At 60.6% G+C, this 15,683-nt stretch carries 10 protein-coding genes and 1 pseudogene; 8 read left to right on the forward strand and 3 right to left on the reverse strand.

All coding sequences use genetic code 11. The features are described 5' to 3' along the window. Positions 1-4 precede the first annotated feature (4 nt). Positions 5-2,311 (reverse strand): type VI secretion system Vgr family protein, encoded by a 2,307-nt coding sequence (locus JLK41_RS22110; protein WP_210389813.1) that lies wholly within the window; start codon positions 2,309-2,311, stop codon positions 5-7. Positions 2,312-2,493: 182 nt separating this feature from the next. On the opposite strand from JLK41_RS22110, the pseudogene JLK41_RS22115 reads away from it, so the two are divergent. The 7 genes and pseudogenes from JLK41_RS22115 to egtD all read left to right on the forward strand — a co-directional run. Further along, a pseudogene (locus tag JLK41_RS22115) lies at positions 2,494-3,177 on the forward strand (transposase); the annotation flags it as partial. A 974-nt stretch (positions 3,178-4,151) separates the two neighbouring features. Beyond that, positions 4,152-5,273 (forward strand): Fic family protein, encoded by a 1,122-nt coding sequence (locus JLK41_RS22120; RefSeq protein WP_210389814.1) that lies wholly within the window; start codon positions 4,152-4,154, stop codon positions 5,271-5,273. A 170-nt stretch (positions 5,274-5,443) separates the two neighbouring features. Then, positions 5,444-6,214: a nuclease-related domain-containing protein gene (locus JLK41_RS22125; RefSeq protein WP_210389815.1), complete on the forward strand. Its 771-nt coding sequence runs from the start codon at positions 5,444-5,446 to the stop codon at positions 6,212-6,214. A gap of 112 nt (positions 6,215-6,326) precedes the next feature. After that, positions 6,327-8,411, forward strand: a complete 2,085-nt coding sequence (locus tag JLK41_RS22130; protein WP_210389816.1) for an ATP-dependent nuclease — start codon at positions 6,327-6,329, stop codon at positions 8,409-8,411. Then, positions 8,408-10,141, forward strand: coding sequence for a UvrD-helicase domain-containing protein (locus tag JLK41_RS22135; RefSeq protein ID WP_210389817.1), 1,734 nt, complete (start codon positions 8,408-8,410; stop codon positions 10,139-10,141). The genes JLK41_RS22130 and JLK41_RS22135 overlap by 4 nt, the downstream gene beginning before the upstream one ends. A 513-nt stretch (positions 10,142-10,654) precedes the next feature. Further along, entirely contained in the window at positions 10,655-11,938 is a 1,284-nt protein-coding gene (gene egtB / locus JLK41_RS22140; RefSeq protein WP_210389818.1) for an ergothioneine biosynthesis protein EgtB, read from the forward strand. Between the two features lie 2 nt (positions 11,939-11,940). After that, entirely contained in the window at positions 11,941-12,903 is a 963-nt protein-coding gene (gene egtD / locus JLK41_RS22145; RefSeq protein ID WP_210389819.1) for an L-histidine N(alpha)-methyltransferase, read from the forward strand. 122 nt (positions 12,904-13,025) lie between these two features. On the opposite strand, the gene JLK41_RS22150 is transcribed toward egtD, so the two are convergent. Further along, positions 13,026-13,184, reverse strand: a complete 159-nt coding sequence (locus tag JLK41_RS22150; RefSeq protein WP_003084988.1) for a YqaE/Pmp3 family membrane protein — start codon at positions 13,182-13,184, stop codon at positions 13,026-13,028. Positions 13,185-13,332: 148 nt separating this feature from the next. On the opposite strand from JLK41_RS22150, the gene JLK41_RS22155 reads away from it, so the two are divergent. Further along, positions 13,333-13,968, forward strand: coding sequence for a LuxR C-terminal-related transcriptional regulator (locus JLK41_RS22155; protein WP_150606797.1), 636 nt, complete (start codon positions 13,333-13,335; stop codon positions 13,966-13,968). 3 nt (positions 13,969-13,971) lie between these two features. Here JLK41_RS22155 and JLK41_RS22160 read toward each other — a convergent pair whose 3' ends face one another. Next, on the reverse strand, positions 13,972-15,603 hold the full coding sequence (locus JLK41_RS22160) for a hybrid sensor histidine kinase/response regulator (RefSeq protein ID WP_210389820.1): 1,632 nt from the start codon (positions 15,601-15,603) through the stop codon (positions 13,972-13,974). Positions 15,604-15,683: the final 80 nt, after the last annotated feature.

A 15,683-nucleotide genomic window follows, 5' to 3' on the forward strand; every position in this document is an offset into this window, starting at 1 on the left:
TGGTTCAGCAGTTGATGTCGACTTTGGGCGACAGGATTTCGATTTCGCTCGGTGTGATGCGGATGATGCTCTGCCCACAGCGCAGGGTGATCTCGCTGTCCGCCCGCAGGTCGATGGTGTCGCTGCTCAACTTGATGCTGCTGCCGTCGAGGTTCAGCGAGCTACCGCCGCTGCCGCTGCTGCCATCGGCGGCCGCGCTCTGCCCGGACGGCGCCACGATGTGCTTGGGCCCCACGCCCGGAGCGGGGCTGCCGCCGCCCGAGCCGCCACCGCCCACGGTCAGGCTGTAGGACTTGCCGACCGACGCGTTGTGGCTCTGGCCGATATGGTCGGTACGGCTGAGGCCCACGTTGCTGACCATCATCATGCCGACGTTGAGGTTGTAGGCCGCGCCGATGTTGACCATCTTGCCCAATCCGACGTTCTGCAGGCTGGCCAGGCTGATGGTCTCGGTCTTGTTGCGTCCCACCTGGATCGACCAGCTCTTGCCGATCCTGTCGGTCTCGTTGCCGTCCACTGTCTTGGTACGGTTGCCGTGCACGCTGATCTTTTCGTTGCCATCGACCGTTTCGGTGCGGTTCTTGTGCACGGTGATGGTTTCGTGGCCATCCACCGTCTCGGTACGGTTCTTGTGGATGTCGATGGTCTCGTTGCCGTCGACTTCCTCCTTGCGGTTGCCGTGCACCGTGATGGTCTCGTCACGGTCGACCGTCTCGGTGCGGTCGCGCTTGATGTGGCTGGTCTCGTCGCGGTCGATGGTCTTGCTGCGGTCGTTGCCGACCCAGTGCGTCTCGTCGTGCTCGACCTCGATGTCCTGGTTCTTCTCCGCGTGGATCCACAGCTGCTCTTCGCCCTTCTTGTCCTCGAAGCGCAGGGCGTTGGCGTTCTCGTAGCCGCCGCCGAGACTCGAACGGGTCAGGAAGCCCGACTGCGTGGCGTTGCCCGGCAGCTGCCACGGCGGCATCTGGAAGGCGTTGTACAGCCGGCTGGTGATCACCGGGCGGTCCGGGTCGCCGTTGAGGTAGTCGACCAGCACTTCCTGGCCGATGCGCGGGATCTGGATGCCGCCGAAGTTCGAGCCCGCCCAGGGCGAAGACACGCGAATCCAGCACGAGCTGTTCTCGTCCTTGCTGCAGTAGCGGTTCCACGGGAACGACACCTTCACCCGGGCGAATTCGTCGGTGTAGATTTCCTGGCCCTGCGGGCCGGTCACCGTGGCGGTGTCGGGGCCGCTGGTCTGCGGCTTGGGCGTCAGCCGCTGGGGGCGGAACGGCTGGTTCGAGGGATGGGTCTCGACCTGGATGCGCAGCTCCAGCTCGTCGGAGCTGTGGGTGGCTTCGTAGTCGTTGTCGGTGAACTGGTAGTGCGCCGCGACGATCAGGTATTCGCGGTTCTGCGCCGCGTCGGGGTGCTTCTCCAGGCTGAACAGGTAGCCCGGCGCCAGCCCGCGCGCAAAACCGGTGGCCTGGCCGCGCAGGTGGCTGCTCTGCAGCTCTTCGGTACGCACCCGGGCATAGGCCTCGCCCTCGGACAGGTTGGTGTAGCCGCCGGGGTAGTCGAAGATCTCGTAGCTGCCGTGGGCATGCCCGGGCGACTGGTCGCGGCGGACCGCGAGGTCCGAGCGCGGCATGGTGAAGTTGTAGTCGTGGGTCATGTACTGGCCCGGCTTGAGCGCGCCCCCGGCGGACCAGACGTCCAGGTGGTCCTGGCCGGGGTAGGCCACGTCCGGGGTGAACGGCAGGCTGGCGTAACCCGGGTAGGGGTTGCACAGACCGATGTCGTCGCTGATCACCATCACGTGTTCGCCGGCGCTGTGCTCGAACCAGAACCAGATGCCCTCGTTCTCCAGCATGCGCATGACGAAGTTGGCGTCGCTCTCGCGGTACTGCACGCAGTACTCCCAGAGGCGGTAGTTGCGCGTGAGCATGTAGCGGGTGGGGAAGGGGTACTGGCCGAGCACCTGCTTGACCATGTCCGGGGCGGTCATGTTCTGGAAGATGCGGTAGTCGCTGCGCCGCGTGCCGTACCACAGCCAGGGCTTGAGCAGAGCCTGGTAGAGGTAGTGGCGACCGTGCTTGCCGACCTGGGCGAACTGCATGCACTGGCCGTTCAGGTGGCGCCTGGCGCCGCCGGCCAGCTCCATCTCCAGGGTCACCGGCGTGCCCAGAATGGCCTGCGGGTCGAAGCTCTTCTGCTCGCTCTTGAGCAGCAGCGTCAGTTCGAACAGCCGGGAAATTTCCTCATGCCCGCGCAGCGAGGAAAAACGCAGCGCACTACCAAACACCGTGGTGACGTTGAACGCACGATTCACAATACAGTTCCCTTGTAATTCCATCCCTTTGGCGGGCGCCCGATTGCCGGAGCGCTTGCCAAGGCGGCACTGTGCCGCTACGCCGGAGGGGGCGACAAGCGCCTGTACGCGTGAAGACGACAGGTATCGCAAAAGAACGACTGTTCTTATTGAGAAATGAGATCGGTTTCGCGTTGCAGGGCGGGTTCGCGGGTGTTGTCCCCGCAGAAACTGGTAGGCCTGCTTACCATCCTGCCGTCCTGCTGAAGATCTACATCTACGGCTACCTCAATCGCATCCAGTCCAGTCGCCGCCTTGAGCGAGAGACCCAGCGCAACGTTGAGCTGATGTGGTTGACCGGACGTTTGATGCCGGACTTCAAGACCATCGCCAACTTCCGCAAGGATAACGGCAAGGCAATCCGCGGCGTCTGTCGGCAGTTCGTCGTGCTGTGTCAGCAGCTCGGTCTGTTCGCCGAGGCGCTGGTGGCCATCGACGGCAGCAAGTTCAAGGCGGTAAACAATCGTGACCGCAACTTCACCATTGCCAAGCTGCACCGTTACTGGAGTTCGAACTGCCAAAGGTGTGCGTTGAAAGATCAGTGCACACCGAGCGCACAGCGCCGGGTGAGTCGCTGGGAGCATGAGTCGGTGCTCGATGCGATGCAGACTCGCCTGGATCAGGCACCGGAGATGATGCGCATCCGCCGTCAGACGGTGGAGCATCCGTTCGGCACGTTGAAGGCCTGGATGGGCGCTACTCATTTCCTCACCCGAACGCTCGACCGGGTGAACACCGAGATGAGCCTGCATGTGCTCGCCTACAACTTCAAACGCGTGTTGAACTTGCTGGGCAGCGGCGCCCTGATGGCAGCTATGAAGGCCTGAGGCCTGTTTTACGAGTCCTACCGTCCTCCATCAGTCGTGCCGAAGCCTAAAATGCCATAGCAACCAGAATCACCGAATGCGCCTGATTGGGCATCCGGCGGCCTTCTGAACGCTGAGAAAATCCACCGGCAGTTGATTGCCATCACTTGCTGCGTTTTTACACGGTCTGGGCCGACTCCAGCCCGTTACCGGCGCTGCCGCGTTGGCATATCTGTCGGTACTTGGTTGACGATAAGTTGTTCCAGGTCAGCAACAACCCGGAGTTGTTCAACTGACGCTTGCTCAGCCTGGAGTCCGTCGACGCGGTGATCGCTTGGGCACAGCCCTTGTGGTCAGAATCCTGTCAATAAACCGCCCATTCTTGCGTCGGAATAGCGGTCGATGGCGTGTGCGCTCGAGTAGCGCTGACCTGCCCTCGCCCACCACCCAACGGCGTCGAAGTACCCACTCTCTCTACCTACTTACTCAGCCCAGCGGTTCAGAGTGCACGGAAAAGGTGGAGGGCAAGATAAAAGGTGGCGGCACTTCGTTGGCCTGAAAAGCAGTCTGCACGGGGGTTGGAGACGGCACCCAAGGCATGCATAGGCGTGCTGTGCACAGCGCAAACGCCTGCTAGTTCTGGCTTTGGCGCGTGCCTAACACTCCTCATTGCGGTCAGCTTGGAACAGGCATCGGTAACCGAACCTACAACCGGAAACCGATGCAGACACAGAGTCATGCCTGGAAGCTTGTAGCCCTTGAGCTACAAGACAGCTCGGGCTGCGCCATTTTGTAGCCCAAGAGCTACAAATGACTTCTTTCGACGATGTTTCTGAAACGCTGAAAAAGCGTGTGCGCAAAAACGCTGATCACACGCGTTCATCAACCTAGCAAGCCCGGCTTGAGAATTAGACAGTGAGCCGAATAGTCGGCATTATCGGCTCACTGTATGAGCCGAATAGGCTCGTTAATCGGCTCACAGATGAACAACCCTTATGAATGACCCGCTCTGGATCTGGCAGCAGCCCGACTGGCCGCATTTCAGTTGGCAAGGCGAAGCGCTTGCTCCGCTGCTACGTGCCTGCAGCCAGGCTCAGGGGCGTTTGTTGGGAATGCTCGGCGCAGTGGGGAATGACACCGAGGTGCAGAGCAGCCTGGATGCCATGCTGCAGAACATCGTCACCTCTTCTGCCATAGAGGGTGAGCAGCTGAATGTCGGTTCGGTGCGTTCATCGCTGGCGCGGCGCTTGGGGCTAAGCGAAGAAGGCCGCACCACGTCCCGCTCCGAGGGCCTGGCCGAACTGCTGCTCGATGCCACCCACGCACATCAAGAGCCGCTAGACGAACAGCGACTGTTCACCTGGCACCGTTGGTTATTCCCCACCGATGACCAACTTCTGGCTCGACCACTACACATCGGCGCACTGCGCGGCGAAGAGCCCATGCAGGTAGTTTCGGGTCGGATAGACCGCCCTACAGTACATTTCGAAGCACCTCCCCGCGCAGGGTTGGAAGCGCAACTGGCGGACTTTCTCGCCTGGTTCGAGAGCAGCCGCAGCGATGCCAGCCTAGATCCCTTTCTGCGCGCCGGTATTGCACATTTCTGGTTCGTAACCCTGCACCCCTTCGACGACGGCAACGGTCGCCTCACGCGCGCTATCACCGATTTGGCATTGGCCCAGGGCGAGCAGCAATCCATCCGCTTCTACGCCATGTCAGCGAGCATCCTCGAGGACCGCGCCGGTTACTACCGCATCCTTGAACTCAGTCAGAAGGGTGGACTGGATATCACCAGCTGGCTGCAATGGTTTCTCGCAACCTTACTCAACAGCCTGGAGCGGGCCCTCGCTCGCATCGACCGCGTGCTGGTCAAGGCGCGCTTCTGGCAGGCACACCGCAGCCAAACGCTATCCGAGGAGCAGATCAAAGTGCTGAATCGCCTGCTCGATGGCGGCGAAAGGGGGTTCGAGGACGGCATCAGTGCGGCGCAATACCAAGCTGTGGCCAAGGTTTCCAAAGCCACCGCAACCCGTCATCTGAGCGACCTGCTGGAAAAGGGCTGCATCGAGCGACTACCCGGTGGCGGGCGCAGCACCCGTTATCAGATAGCACGCTGAGCGCCTGCAACGGGCTCATCAGCCCTTGATGCGTCATCGCGCCATAGGACAATGGTCGCGATCCCCTTGAGCACTCGAAAGCAATTGGCCATTATCGGCTCAGTGCCAGGCATCTGGATTTCGGCACACCTGCTCGCCTCTCTATTAAGCAGCTCGGCTCAAGGAAGAAAATGGATTACAGCCCGATAGTCGCCCAGGTCTGGGGCATGCTCACCTGGTTTATCCCGGCAGCCCTGCTGATAGGCATGCTCAAATCGCCTTGGGTCAAGGGGCAGATCGGTGAACTGCTGGTGCGCCTGTTCGCCCATTGGCAGTTGGACAAGCATACCTACCGCCGCCTGCACAACGTCACCCTGAACACCCCGGATGGCACCACGCAGATCGACCACGTATTCCTCTCGCCCTACGGCATCTTCGTGCTGGAAACGAAGAACATGAGCGGTTGGATCTTCGGCAGCGAAAAGCAGGCGCAGTGGACGCAGAAGCTCTACAAGCGCACCTTCAAATTCCAGAACCCGCTACGGCAGAACTACAAGCACCTCAGAGCCCTGGAAGCCACCCTTGGCGTTAACCCCGAACACCTGCACTCGGTCATCACCTTCGTCGGTGGCAGCACCTTCAAAACAGAAGTGCCGGCCAACGTAACCCAGGGCATTGGCTTTATCCGCTATATCCAGTCATTCCAGCAGCCGGTATTCAGCGAGGCTGAAGTCGACGCCATGCTGCACGCCCTGCAAAGCGGCCGCCGCGCGCCGACGCTCGCTACGCACCGCGAGCATGTACAAAACCTCAAGCGCCGGAGTGATCCGACAGCAGAGCGGCAATGCCCTAAGTGCGGCAGCGCTTTAATGATTCGCACCGTGAAGACAGGCCCGAAAGTGGGGCAACAGTTTTGGGGATGCTCGGGATTTCCGAAATGTAGAACGATGCAAAGTCTTTGAAATGCAAGGGATGGCTGGAAATCCTAGCCTGCCCCATAGCTCATAGCATCGATGTAAGAGCTTGCGTTTTCGGTAGCAGGAGGTCACTTGGATCATATGATCAGGAGTATGTATGCGAATCGAGAAAGTTCGGGTCGAGGGATTTCGGCTCCTTCAAGATGTTGAGATTATGCTGGAAGGCAATTCCACAGTAATCGTTGGACGCAACAACAGTGGCAAGACATCGTTCACTGATATTTTTGATCGTTTCACCGGAGAGACCGGAGCGCGTTTTCGCCTAGAAGACTTCTCTGTCGCCCAACGCGAGCAATTCTTCAATGCGAAAACTCTGAGAGAGAAGAAGGCAAGACCGGAAGACGTACTCGCAGCGCTCCCGACGCTCGCCCTTACATTAACCCTTCGCTATGACAGCGCCTCCCCGAATTTAGGGCCTCTTTCGCCTTTTGTCATTGACCTAGACATAGACTCCACCACAGCCATTGTGCGCGTCGAGTACAAAGCGACGCTGGCAAACCTCCACACCCTGCTCGATGTCCCCCCCGCGCCGGAAGGTCTTGAACTAAGAACACACTTCTTCCGCTCATTGCGTGACACGTTGCCAAAGGCATACAAGATCCATGTGTTCGCCATCGACCCTGCGGACGATACCAATCGACGTTATTTTGAGGGTACTGCCGCACTAACGGCTTTACTGCAGTGCAATTTCGTTCGCGCACAAAGAACTCTCGACCATGCGAAGCATGGCGACGCCGATGTCATTGGCAAACTGCTCAGTACGCTATTCAAGACTGCTTCCGCAACAACTGCTGCGGCAGGAGATCAGGAGCTGGCGGCAAAGCTGAAGGCGTCCGTCGAAGACATCGAACGCAGCATTCAAGGTAACTTCGATGAAATGCTGAAGAAGCTGCTGCCGGCCATGGAAGTATTGGGCTTTCCAAGCCTCAACGATACCGAGCTTCGGCCCGAGACCTCATTGAATGTTGAGGCCCTTCTGTCGGACCACACAAAGGTGGTTTATACCGGCACAGACGGTGTCCATCTCCCGGAGGGCTACAACGGCCTCGGCACTCGCAATCTGATCTACATGTTGTTGCAGCTCGAAAGCTACCACAAGACATACCGAGCCAAGTCAACGCGCCCAGCCACACATCTAATCTTCATCGAAGAACCTGAGGCTCATTTGCATCCGCAGATGCAAGAAGTTTTCATCGGCCAACTGAATTCCGCCATTGGAAGGCTGTCGGCGAGCTACCCCGAAGAGGCAGCGTGGAACGTTCAGTTCGTCATCACGACACATTCTCCACATGTTGCAAATGCCGCATCGTTTGAAGCTGTAAGGTATTTCCTAAATGAATCGCCGACCCAGGCGAATGCTCGTCAGACCAAGGTCAAAGACTTCAAGAAGGGCATGAGCAGCATCTCTCCCGATGACCAAAACTTCCTGCATCAGTACATGACGCTGACCAAGTGTGATCTGTATTTTGCGGACAAGGCCATTATGGTGGAAGGGACAACGGAGCGGCTGCTGATGCCTCGGCTATGCGAATTGGTTGATAAGTCGCTCGACGACAAACACAAGCTAGCCAGACAGTACGTGACCTGCGTCGAGGTCGGCGGAGCCTATGCGCACATCTTCTATCCACTCCTCGACTTTCTCGAGCTCAAGACCTTGGTCGTCACCGACCTAGATTCAACCAAACCGGTGGAAAAGCAGAACAAGAAAGGAACAACGATTACGACTTGGGACAAGTGCCCTGTAGCTGAAGGCGAGCGGACGTCGAACGCCGCTATCAAAGAATGGTTTCGCACCGAAGATGCCAAGGGAAGGGATGACTGGCAGATCACTCCTGCCGAGCTTGTTGCCAAGACTGACGATGAGAAGCAAAGCGGTTACCGTCGCATTGCCTATCAGATTGCGGAGAAACCTGGCACAAAAGTGTGCGCCCGCAGCTATGAAGACGCCCTCGTCCTAGCAAACCCGGATCGATTTGAGTGGCCAAAAGAACAGGACGAGGCCACTGAAGCTTGGGAGATCGCTCAAGGACTCGCGAAAGCGGACACGGCTCTGCGGTTCGCCATTCGCGAGAAGGAATGGGTGGTACCCCGCTATATCCAGGAAGGCCTCGAATGGCTTTCCAAGCCCCCTATTCCACCCGCACAGAACGTGGAAGCGCCAACCAAGGAGGAGGCAGTATGACTGAGACTGCCAAGAATCCCGCACTCATCGCTGCACAAGAGGCCCAAAGAAAGATTAATGAGGCCCTTGATGCGGGTCACAGCTTTCGCCTTGAAGCTGGTGCCGGCGCAGGCAAGACGTATTCCCTGGTCGCCGCACTGAAGCGATTAATTTCAGAGCGAGGCCCCGCCTTGGTTCAAGCAGGGCAAAAGGTAGCCTGCATTACCTACACCGAGGTTGCCCGTAATGAGATTGCCCAGGAGATTGAGGATCATCCCGCCATTCTGGTCAGTACTATCCACGGCTTCTCGTGGGCATTCCTACGCCAGTTTCAGAAGGCGCTGCGTGACCTCGTGGGGGAAATGGAGGATCGAAAAGAGAAAGTCGAACAAGGCGGAGGTGTCGGCTCAAAGCCCGTAGACTACGACCTAGGATTCTTTGGCGTCGAAATGGACAGAGTCACGCTGAGTCACGACGACATCCCGGAGATGATGGCCAAGCTTCTGCAGAATGAAAAGTTTCGGCGCATCTTGAGCCAGCAGTTTCCAGTGATTTTTATCGACGAGTATCAAGATACCCATCGACAATTCATGGAAGCGATTACCGAGCACTTCTTGAAGTCGGCCACCGGCCCCCTCGTTGGTCTATTTGGAGACCACTGGCAAACCATTTATCGAAGTGAATACGAGCTTGCGGAGTATCCAATCAAAGAGATTGCCAAAGGCTCCAACTTTCGATCGGTACCCGCAGTCGTAGATGTTCTGAACAAGCTGCGCCCTGAACTATGCCAAGCCGTTCATGACCCCGAGGCAAAGGGCGAGGCGCGCTTCTTTCACACCAACGCCTACACGGGTCAACGGACAAATGACAGGCACTCCAAAGAGGATCTACCACCTGATGTGGCCCGGCACACTCGGGAAAACTTGATGCAACGGCTGAAATCCGAGGGGTGGGATCTGAGCAAAACGAAGGTACTGATGCTCACCCACAACGCACTAGCTGCTGAACAGGGCTACCCCAAGCTCGCCGAGATATACAGCGGCCGCAACGATCTGTTCGCCAAAAAGGAAGACCCGGCGATCAAGTTCTTTGCAGAAGTCGTTGAACCCGTATGTGCAGCGTACGGCGCATCTCGCTACGGCGATATGTTCAAGACGCTCGGCTCCGTTCCTGCGATAACCAAGCATGAAGACAAAGCCTGCTGGCGTCGCGAAATGGACGCCCTCCGGGAGCTGCGCGCAGAAGGTACAGTCGGACAGGTCATTGATCACCTGAAGACAACGAGACGCCCACCGCCACCAGACCGCGTATTGCGGCTCGACGAAGAGCTCAGAGCACTAAACGGCGCCCCCATACCTGAGGATGCATCCGCACTTAAGCGGTACAGCAAGCTGCGGGACATTACTTACGGAGAGGTTGTTGAGGTTGTCAAATTCATCGAAAAGCAGACCCCCTTTGCCACGCAACATAGTGTCAAGGGTGCCGAGTTCGAGAACGTTCTTGTAGTACTGGGAGGCGGCTGGAACCACTACAACTGGCCACAACTACTAGAGCTCATTGAGACAAATGCGCTGAATGCAAAGAACACGAAGGGCTTCTATCGCGCTCGCAACCTCTTTTATGTGTCTATCTCGCGACCAATGATACGACTCGCCGTCCTTGCTACACAGAGCATGTCGGATACCGCTTTAAAAGGGATAAAAAGTCTATTTGGAAGCGAAAATGTGGAGGAACTTGCCGTCTTCGATTGAAGTTTTAGCACGCTGCACTAGCAGGTCAGATCTATGGTCACACGCTTGAAAGCTTATACCTGCTCGCGGATACAGTGGTATAGGCTAAGCGTAGAGGTCATAAAACAGTACACTGGCGGTACAGTTCCTAGCTTCTGCCACTTTCGTAGAATTTCGCTCAAGCCCAGTAACCACGCTACTTTCAGCTTATTTCACTTGCGCTAAGCCGCTCACGGTTTTACTGGGCTCGCAGCGTTTATAGGCAACTCATAATCCTTTGCTCCACGATCCGAGTCTGCGTGGATCTGCCGTCTTCATAGCCGCGCACTGCTTGGCTTTCGCCTCCATAGGGCGGCCACAGCCGCTTCGCTCACTGACTTGATTGGCGCTGCCTCCAGACTCTCGCAAGGCCAATACCCACTAGCCTCGGCGACCTGTCATCCGAACGTCATGCTTTTGCCGGAACCTTTGCCCTGTTCGCCCGGTCGGCTCTAAGAACCGTCGCCTCCGCGACGCCAGCAAAGGACGCGCGACATGCCAAACCGCGCCAGCAGGATCGACGCTGCACACCTTCACCTCGAACGACTATGGCAGCGTTATCAGCGGGTACGCGCCGCCAGCGAGCGACTCTGCGAGCCGCTGGAGCGCGAGGACTACGTGATCCAGAGCATGCCGGACGTCAGCCCGCCGAAGTGGCATCTGGCGCATGTCACCTGGTTCTTCGAGGCCTTCGTGCTGCGACCCTTCCTGCCTAGCTATCGTCCGCTGGATGAGCGCTACGACCACCTGTTCAATTCCTACTACCGGACCCACGGCACGCCCTTCGAACGCGCGCGGCGCGGGCTGTTGTCGCGGCCGACGGTGAGCGAGGTGTATGCCTATCGCAGCCATGTCGACCTGGCCATGGCGCAGTTGCTGACCCGGCAGAGCGGCGAGCTGGCCGACGAGATTCTGCAGCGTATCGAGCTGGGGCTGGAGCACGAGCAGCAGCATCAGGAGCTGCTGCTGATGGACATCAAGCACATCCTGGCGCAGAACCCGCTGCGCCCGGTTTATCGTGACGACCTCAAGTCCGGCGCTGCCACAGCGGGCGAGCTGCAGTGGCTGCGCTTTCCCGCCGGGCTGCGGCATGTCGGGCATGCCGGCGAGGGTTTCGCCTTCGATTGCGAGCGGCCGCGCCATCGGGTGTTCGTCGACGACTTCCAACTGGCCAGCCGGCCGGTGAGCAATGGCGAGTACCTCGAGTTCATCCGCGCCGGCGGGTATCGCAGCACCGCGCTGTGGCTGGCGGATGGCTGGGACCATATCCAGCGAGCCGGCTGGCAGGCACCGCTGTACTGGCTGCGCGAGGGTGACGACTGGCTGGAGCTGACCCTGGGCGGCCTGCGCGAGCTGGACCTCGCCGCACCGGTCTGTCACCTGAGTTACTTCGAGGCCGAGGCCTTCGCCACCTGGGCGCAGGCGCGCCTGCCACGTGAAGAGGAATGGGAAGTCGCCGCGCAGGACGAGCCGCTGTGGGGCAACTTCGTCGAAAACGATCACCTGCAGCCGGTGGCCGCTGGCGCGGGCGAAGGCCTGCGGCAGCTGTACGGCGATGTCTGGGAATGGACCGCCAGCGCCTACCGGCCCTACCCCGGCTTTCGTCCGCTGGGCGGCAGCCTGGGTGAGTACAACGGCAAGTTCATGTCCGGGCAGATGGTGTTGCGCGGCGGCAGCTGCGCCACCCCCGAAGACCACGTTCGCCCCACCTATCGCAATTTCTTCTACCCCACGATGCGCTGGCAGTTCTCCGGCCTGCGCCTGGCCAAGGAGCTTTGAGCATGGCACTGGCACTGCGTAGCAACGACCGATCCCTGAGCCCGGAACAGGAGGCGTTGCGCGACGAGGCATTGCGCGGCTTCGCGGCCTGGCCGAAAACGATGTCGCCGAAGTTCTTCTACGATCACCGTGGCTCGCAGCTGTTCGAGCTGATCTGCCAGCAGCCGGAGTACTACCCGACGCGCACCGAGGAGACCATCCTGCGCCTGGCCGCGCAGGACATCGCCGCGCTGGCCGGGCGCAACGCCAGCCTCGTCGAACTGGGCAGTGGCGCCAGCCGCAAGATCCGCCTGTTGCTCGAAGCACTGCGCCCGGCGCGCTACCTGGGCATCGATATCTCCCGCGAGTTCCTGCAGGCCAGCACCCGCCGCCTGGCCGCAGACTATCGCTGGCTCGACGTGCATGCCCTGTGCGCCGACTTCAGCCGGCCGCTGAAGCTCCCCGGCGATGCACTGGGGCAACGCCCGCTGGCCTTCTTCCCGGGCTCCAGCATCGGCAACTTCGACCCGGACGAGGCGCGCGCCTTCCTGCGCAATCTGCACCAGGCGCTGCCGGCCGGCAGTGGTCTGCTGATCGGCGTGGATCTGGTCAAGGACCGTCAGGTGCTGGAGCGCGCCTACAACGACCATGCCGGGGTCACCGCGCTGTTCAACCTCAACCTGGTCGAGCGCATCCGCAACGAGTTGGACAGCGACATCGACCCGCGCAGTTTCCAGCACCGAGCGTTCTACAACGAGGCCGAGTCGCGCATCGAGATGCACCTGATCAGCCGGCAGGCGCAGCAGGTCAGGATCGAGGACCGGGTGTTCGACTTCGCCGCCGGCGAGACCCTGCACACGGAGAACTCCTACAAGTACACGCCGAGCGGGTTTCGCGATCTGGCCGGCAGCTGTGGCTTCGCCTCGGCGGCGATGTGGCGCGACCCGGCGCAGCTGTTCAGCGTGCACTTCTTGCGGCGGGAGTGAAGCAACGAATGACGAGCCACTTCGGAGAGCGGGCTGGGGGAACTGCGGCGTGATCGTCTGCCCTCTCCCGCTGGCGAGAGAGGGGCTCCGTTCTTTGCATCGCTGCGGGCGGGAACAGCCCCTCAGCGCTTGGCGATGATGTACACCGCATGCACGATGCCGGGGATGTAGCCCAGCAGGGTGAGCAGGATGTTCAGCCAGAACGCACCGCCGAAACCGACCTGGAGAAACACGCCCAGCGGCGGCAGCAGAATGGCGATGAGGATGCGGATAAGGTCCATGTACGACTCCTTGGCATTCCATGAGGTGTACTCACACAGACCCGGCGCGGCACCCTGCGGTTCAGTTCGGCGGCATGGCTGGAGAAAACATCCGCTGGCGCCGACCGGCATATGACTTTAGTCTGAGGGCCAGACGGAAGCGCCCACCATGTCCGAACCCTCACAACAAGAACGCATAATCGTGGCCGACGACCATCCTGTTTTCCGGGATGGCCTGTGCCGTATCGCCCAGCGAGTCTTCCCCCAGGCGGAGATCCTCGAGGCGGGCGACATGGACGAAGTGTTGAGCCTCGCACGCGACGGCAAGGCCCCGCACCTGTTCATGCTCGACCTGCTGTTCCCCGGTCAGTCCCCGCATGCCATCAGTGCCCTGCGCCAGGAATTCCAGCGCAGCTCCATCGTGATCGTGTCGATGGTCGATAACCGCGAGCTGATCGATGAGGTCATGGCCTCAGGTGCTGACGGCTTCATCGGCAAGGCGACTCCTCCCGAGGAGATCGCCGAGTCACTGCTGGCCGTCTGCGCCGGGGAGTTCGTCATGGCGCTGGGACCATCCGGCGTACCGGACTTTGCCGAGAACCGCCACCTGCTGGAACAGCTGACGCCGCGCCAGCAGGATGTGTTGCGCCTGGTGGTGCGCGGGCTGTCGAACAAGGAAATCGCCCGCGAGCTGGATATCTCCCCGTTCACCGTCCGCATCCATGTCTCCTCGCTGCTGCGCACGCTGGACGTCAGCACCCGTGCGGCAGCGGCGGGTATCGGCGCCAAGGCCGGGCTGGTGTAGCGCTCAGGCAGCCTTGAGCTTGAGCTTCAGCGCCACCAGCAGCGAACGCAGCTCGGCGGGCTGCACCGGCTTCGACAGGATCGGCGTGTTGCCATCGCCCACCTGCTCCTGCACACGGCGTACGTCGTGCCCGGTCATGATGATCGCCGGCACTTCACGTCCGCTGTGCCGGCGCAGGTGGCGAATGCAGTCGGCGCCGGAGACTTCGGTGCCAAGGTCGAAGTCGGTCACCACCAGGTCGAAGTGCATCGACGCATCGGGCAGCGCATCGAAGGTCGCCACCTCGCAACCCCACTTGCGCAACAGGGTCGCGGTCGCCAGCAGCACGTTCTGGTCGTCCTCGATCAGGCACACGCGCAAGCCATCCAGCATCCTCGGCGCCTGGGCGCTGCCCGCGTGGGTCGAGCGGCCTTCGCTCGGTGCCTCGACCCGCAACAAGCCGTCGATCATCGCCCGCGTGCCTCGGCCCTCGACGGAGCGCATGCTCACGCGCAGGTCCATCAGCGTGCCCAGGCGCCTGACGATGGCGAGGCCCAGGCCCATGCCGTCGACGTCACGGTCGCGCTCCTGACGCACGCGATAGAACTCGTTGAAGATGCTGTCGAGATGGCCGACCGCGATGCCCCGCCCCCGGTCGTAGACCTCGATGGCGAGGCCCTGGCCGCGACGCCGGCAGGCGATCAGCACCGGCTTGCCCGGCGCGTATTTCAGCGCGTTGGACAGCAGATTCTGCAGCATGGTGGTGAGCAGCGCCGGGTCAGCGCGCACATGCAGTGGCGGGCAATGCAGGCGGACCTCGACCCCGGCCCAGCGCGTCGCCTCGGCATTCTGCTGGATGAGTTGCTGCAGCAGAGGGCGCAGCTCCAGCGTCTCCATTCGCGGCACTACCTTGCCGCTGTCCAGCGAGTACATGTCGAGAATCGAGCGGAACAGGCGCGCGACGCTGTGCAGCGACTTGTCGATGTTCTCCACCAGGCGCCGCTGCTCGGCACCCAGGTCGCTGTCGCGCAGGCAGGCGGTGAACAGGCTGATGGAGTGAACCGGTTGCCGCAGGTCATGACTGGCCTGCGCGAGGAACTGCGACTTGGCCCGGTTCGCCGCCTGTTCGGCCTCGGCGGCTTCACGGGCGCGCTTGAGCAAGGTGTGCAGGTAGGCCGGCGCCATCAGGGCCGTCAGCAGCAGCGTCGCCACCAGGTAAGGCTGCGACTGCCAGTACTCCGACATGCAAGCGGTCAGGATCAGGGACAGCAACGCCATCAGCGTCGCCCGCAGCAGGTAGCCGAAGCCGTAGCGCAACCCGTAGCCGATCGTGACCCAGACCAGAATCGCATAGATCGGCAGCATAAACTGACCACCGTTGATCAGCGTCAGCGTGATCCCTGTGTAGTCATGGAGCATCGTAAGCATGCGCCGCCGCGGGTATTTCCCAGGACGGCGCATGACGTCGCAACGGATGATCATCGCCGACACCAGCAACGCTGCGTACAGCGCCAGCGCCTTCCAGACCGTGCCAGGCTCCATCAGCGAACAGCGGTAGAGCACCACGGTATAGCTGCTGACGATCGCCACGAAAATCAGCCGTACTCCGGCCTGGGCGAGCTCGGTGTCGTAGGAAACGAGACCCTTCCTGGGCATGCTGACACTCCCTGCTGAAACAGCTTTCGTCGTTACCCCGACACCTTAGGCCCTGGGCAGCGAGCGCCGCAAGGACTGCG

The organism is Ectopseudomonas khazarica (assembly GCF_017915135.1).
Classification (GTDB): Bacteria; Pseudomonadota; Gammaproteobacteria; order Pseudomonadales; family Pseudomonadaceae; genus Aquipseudomonas; species Aquipseudomonas khazarica.

What these genes read in the sequence shown, in the direction of transcription:
- JLK41_RS22135 (WP_210389817.1), top strand. Translation starts at nt 8,408, where the DNA reads ATGACTGAGACTGCCAAGAATCCCGCACTCATCGCTGCACAAGAGGCC.
- egtD (WP_210389819.1), top strand. Translation starts at nt 11,941, where the DNA reads ATGGCACTGGCACTGCGTAGCAACGACCGATCCCTGAGCCCGGAACAG.
- JLK41_RS22130 (WP_210389816.1), top strand. Translation starts at nt 6,327, where the DNA reads ATGCGAATCGAGAAAGTTCGGGTCGAGGGATTTCGGCTCCTTCAAGAT.
- JLK41_RS22125 (WP_210389815.1), top strand. Translation starts at nt 5,444, where the DNA reads ATGGATTACAGCCCGATAGTCGCCCAGGTCTGGGGCATGCTCACCTGG.
- JLK41_RS22160 (WP_210389820.1), bottom strand. Translation starts at nt 15,603, where the DNA reads ATGCCCAGGAAGGGTCTCGTTTCCTACGACACCGAGCTCGCCCAGGCC.
- JLK41_RS22155 (WP_150606797.1), top strand. Translation starts at nt 13,333, where the DNA reads ATGTCCGAACCCTCACAACAAGAACGCATAATCGTGGCCGACGACCAT.
- egtB (WP_210389818.1), top strand. Translation starts at nt 10,655, where the DNA reads ATGCCAAACCGCGCCAGCAGGATCGACGCTGCACACCTTCACCTCGAA.
- JLK41_RS22150 (WP_003084988.1), bottom strand. Translation starts at nt 13,184, where the DNA reads ATGGACCTTATCCGCATCCTCATCGCCATTCTGCTGCCGCCGCTGGGC.
- JLK41_RS22120 (WP_210389814.1), top strand. Translation starts at nt 4,152, where the DNA reads ATGAATGACCCGCTCTGGATCTGGCAGCAGCCCGACTGGCCGCATTTC.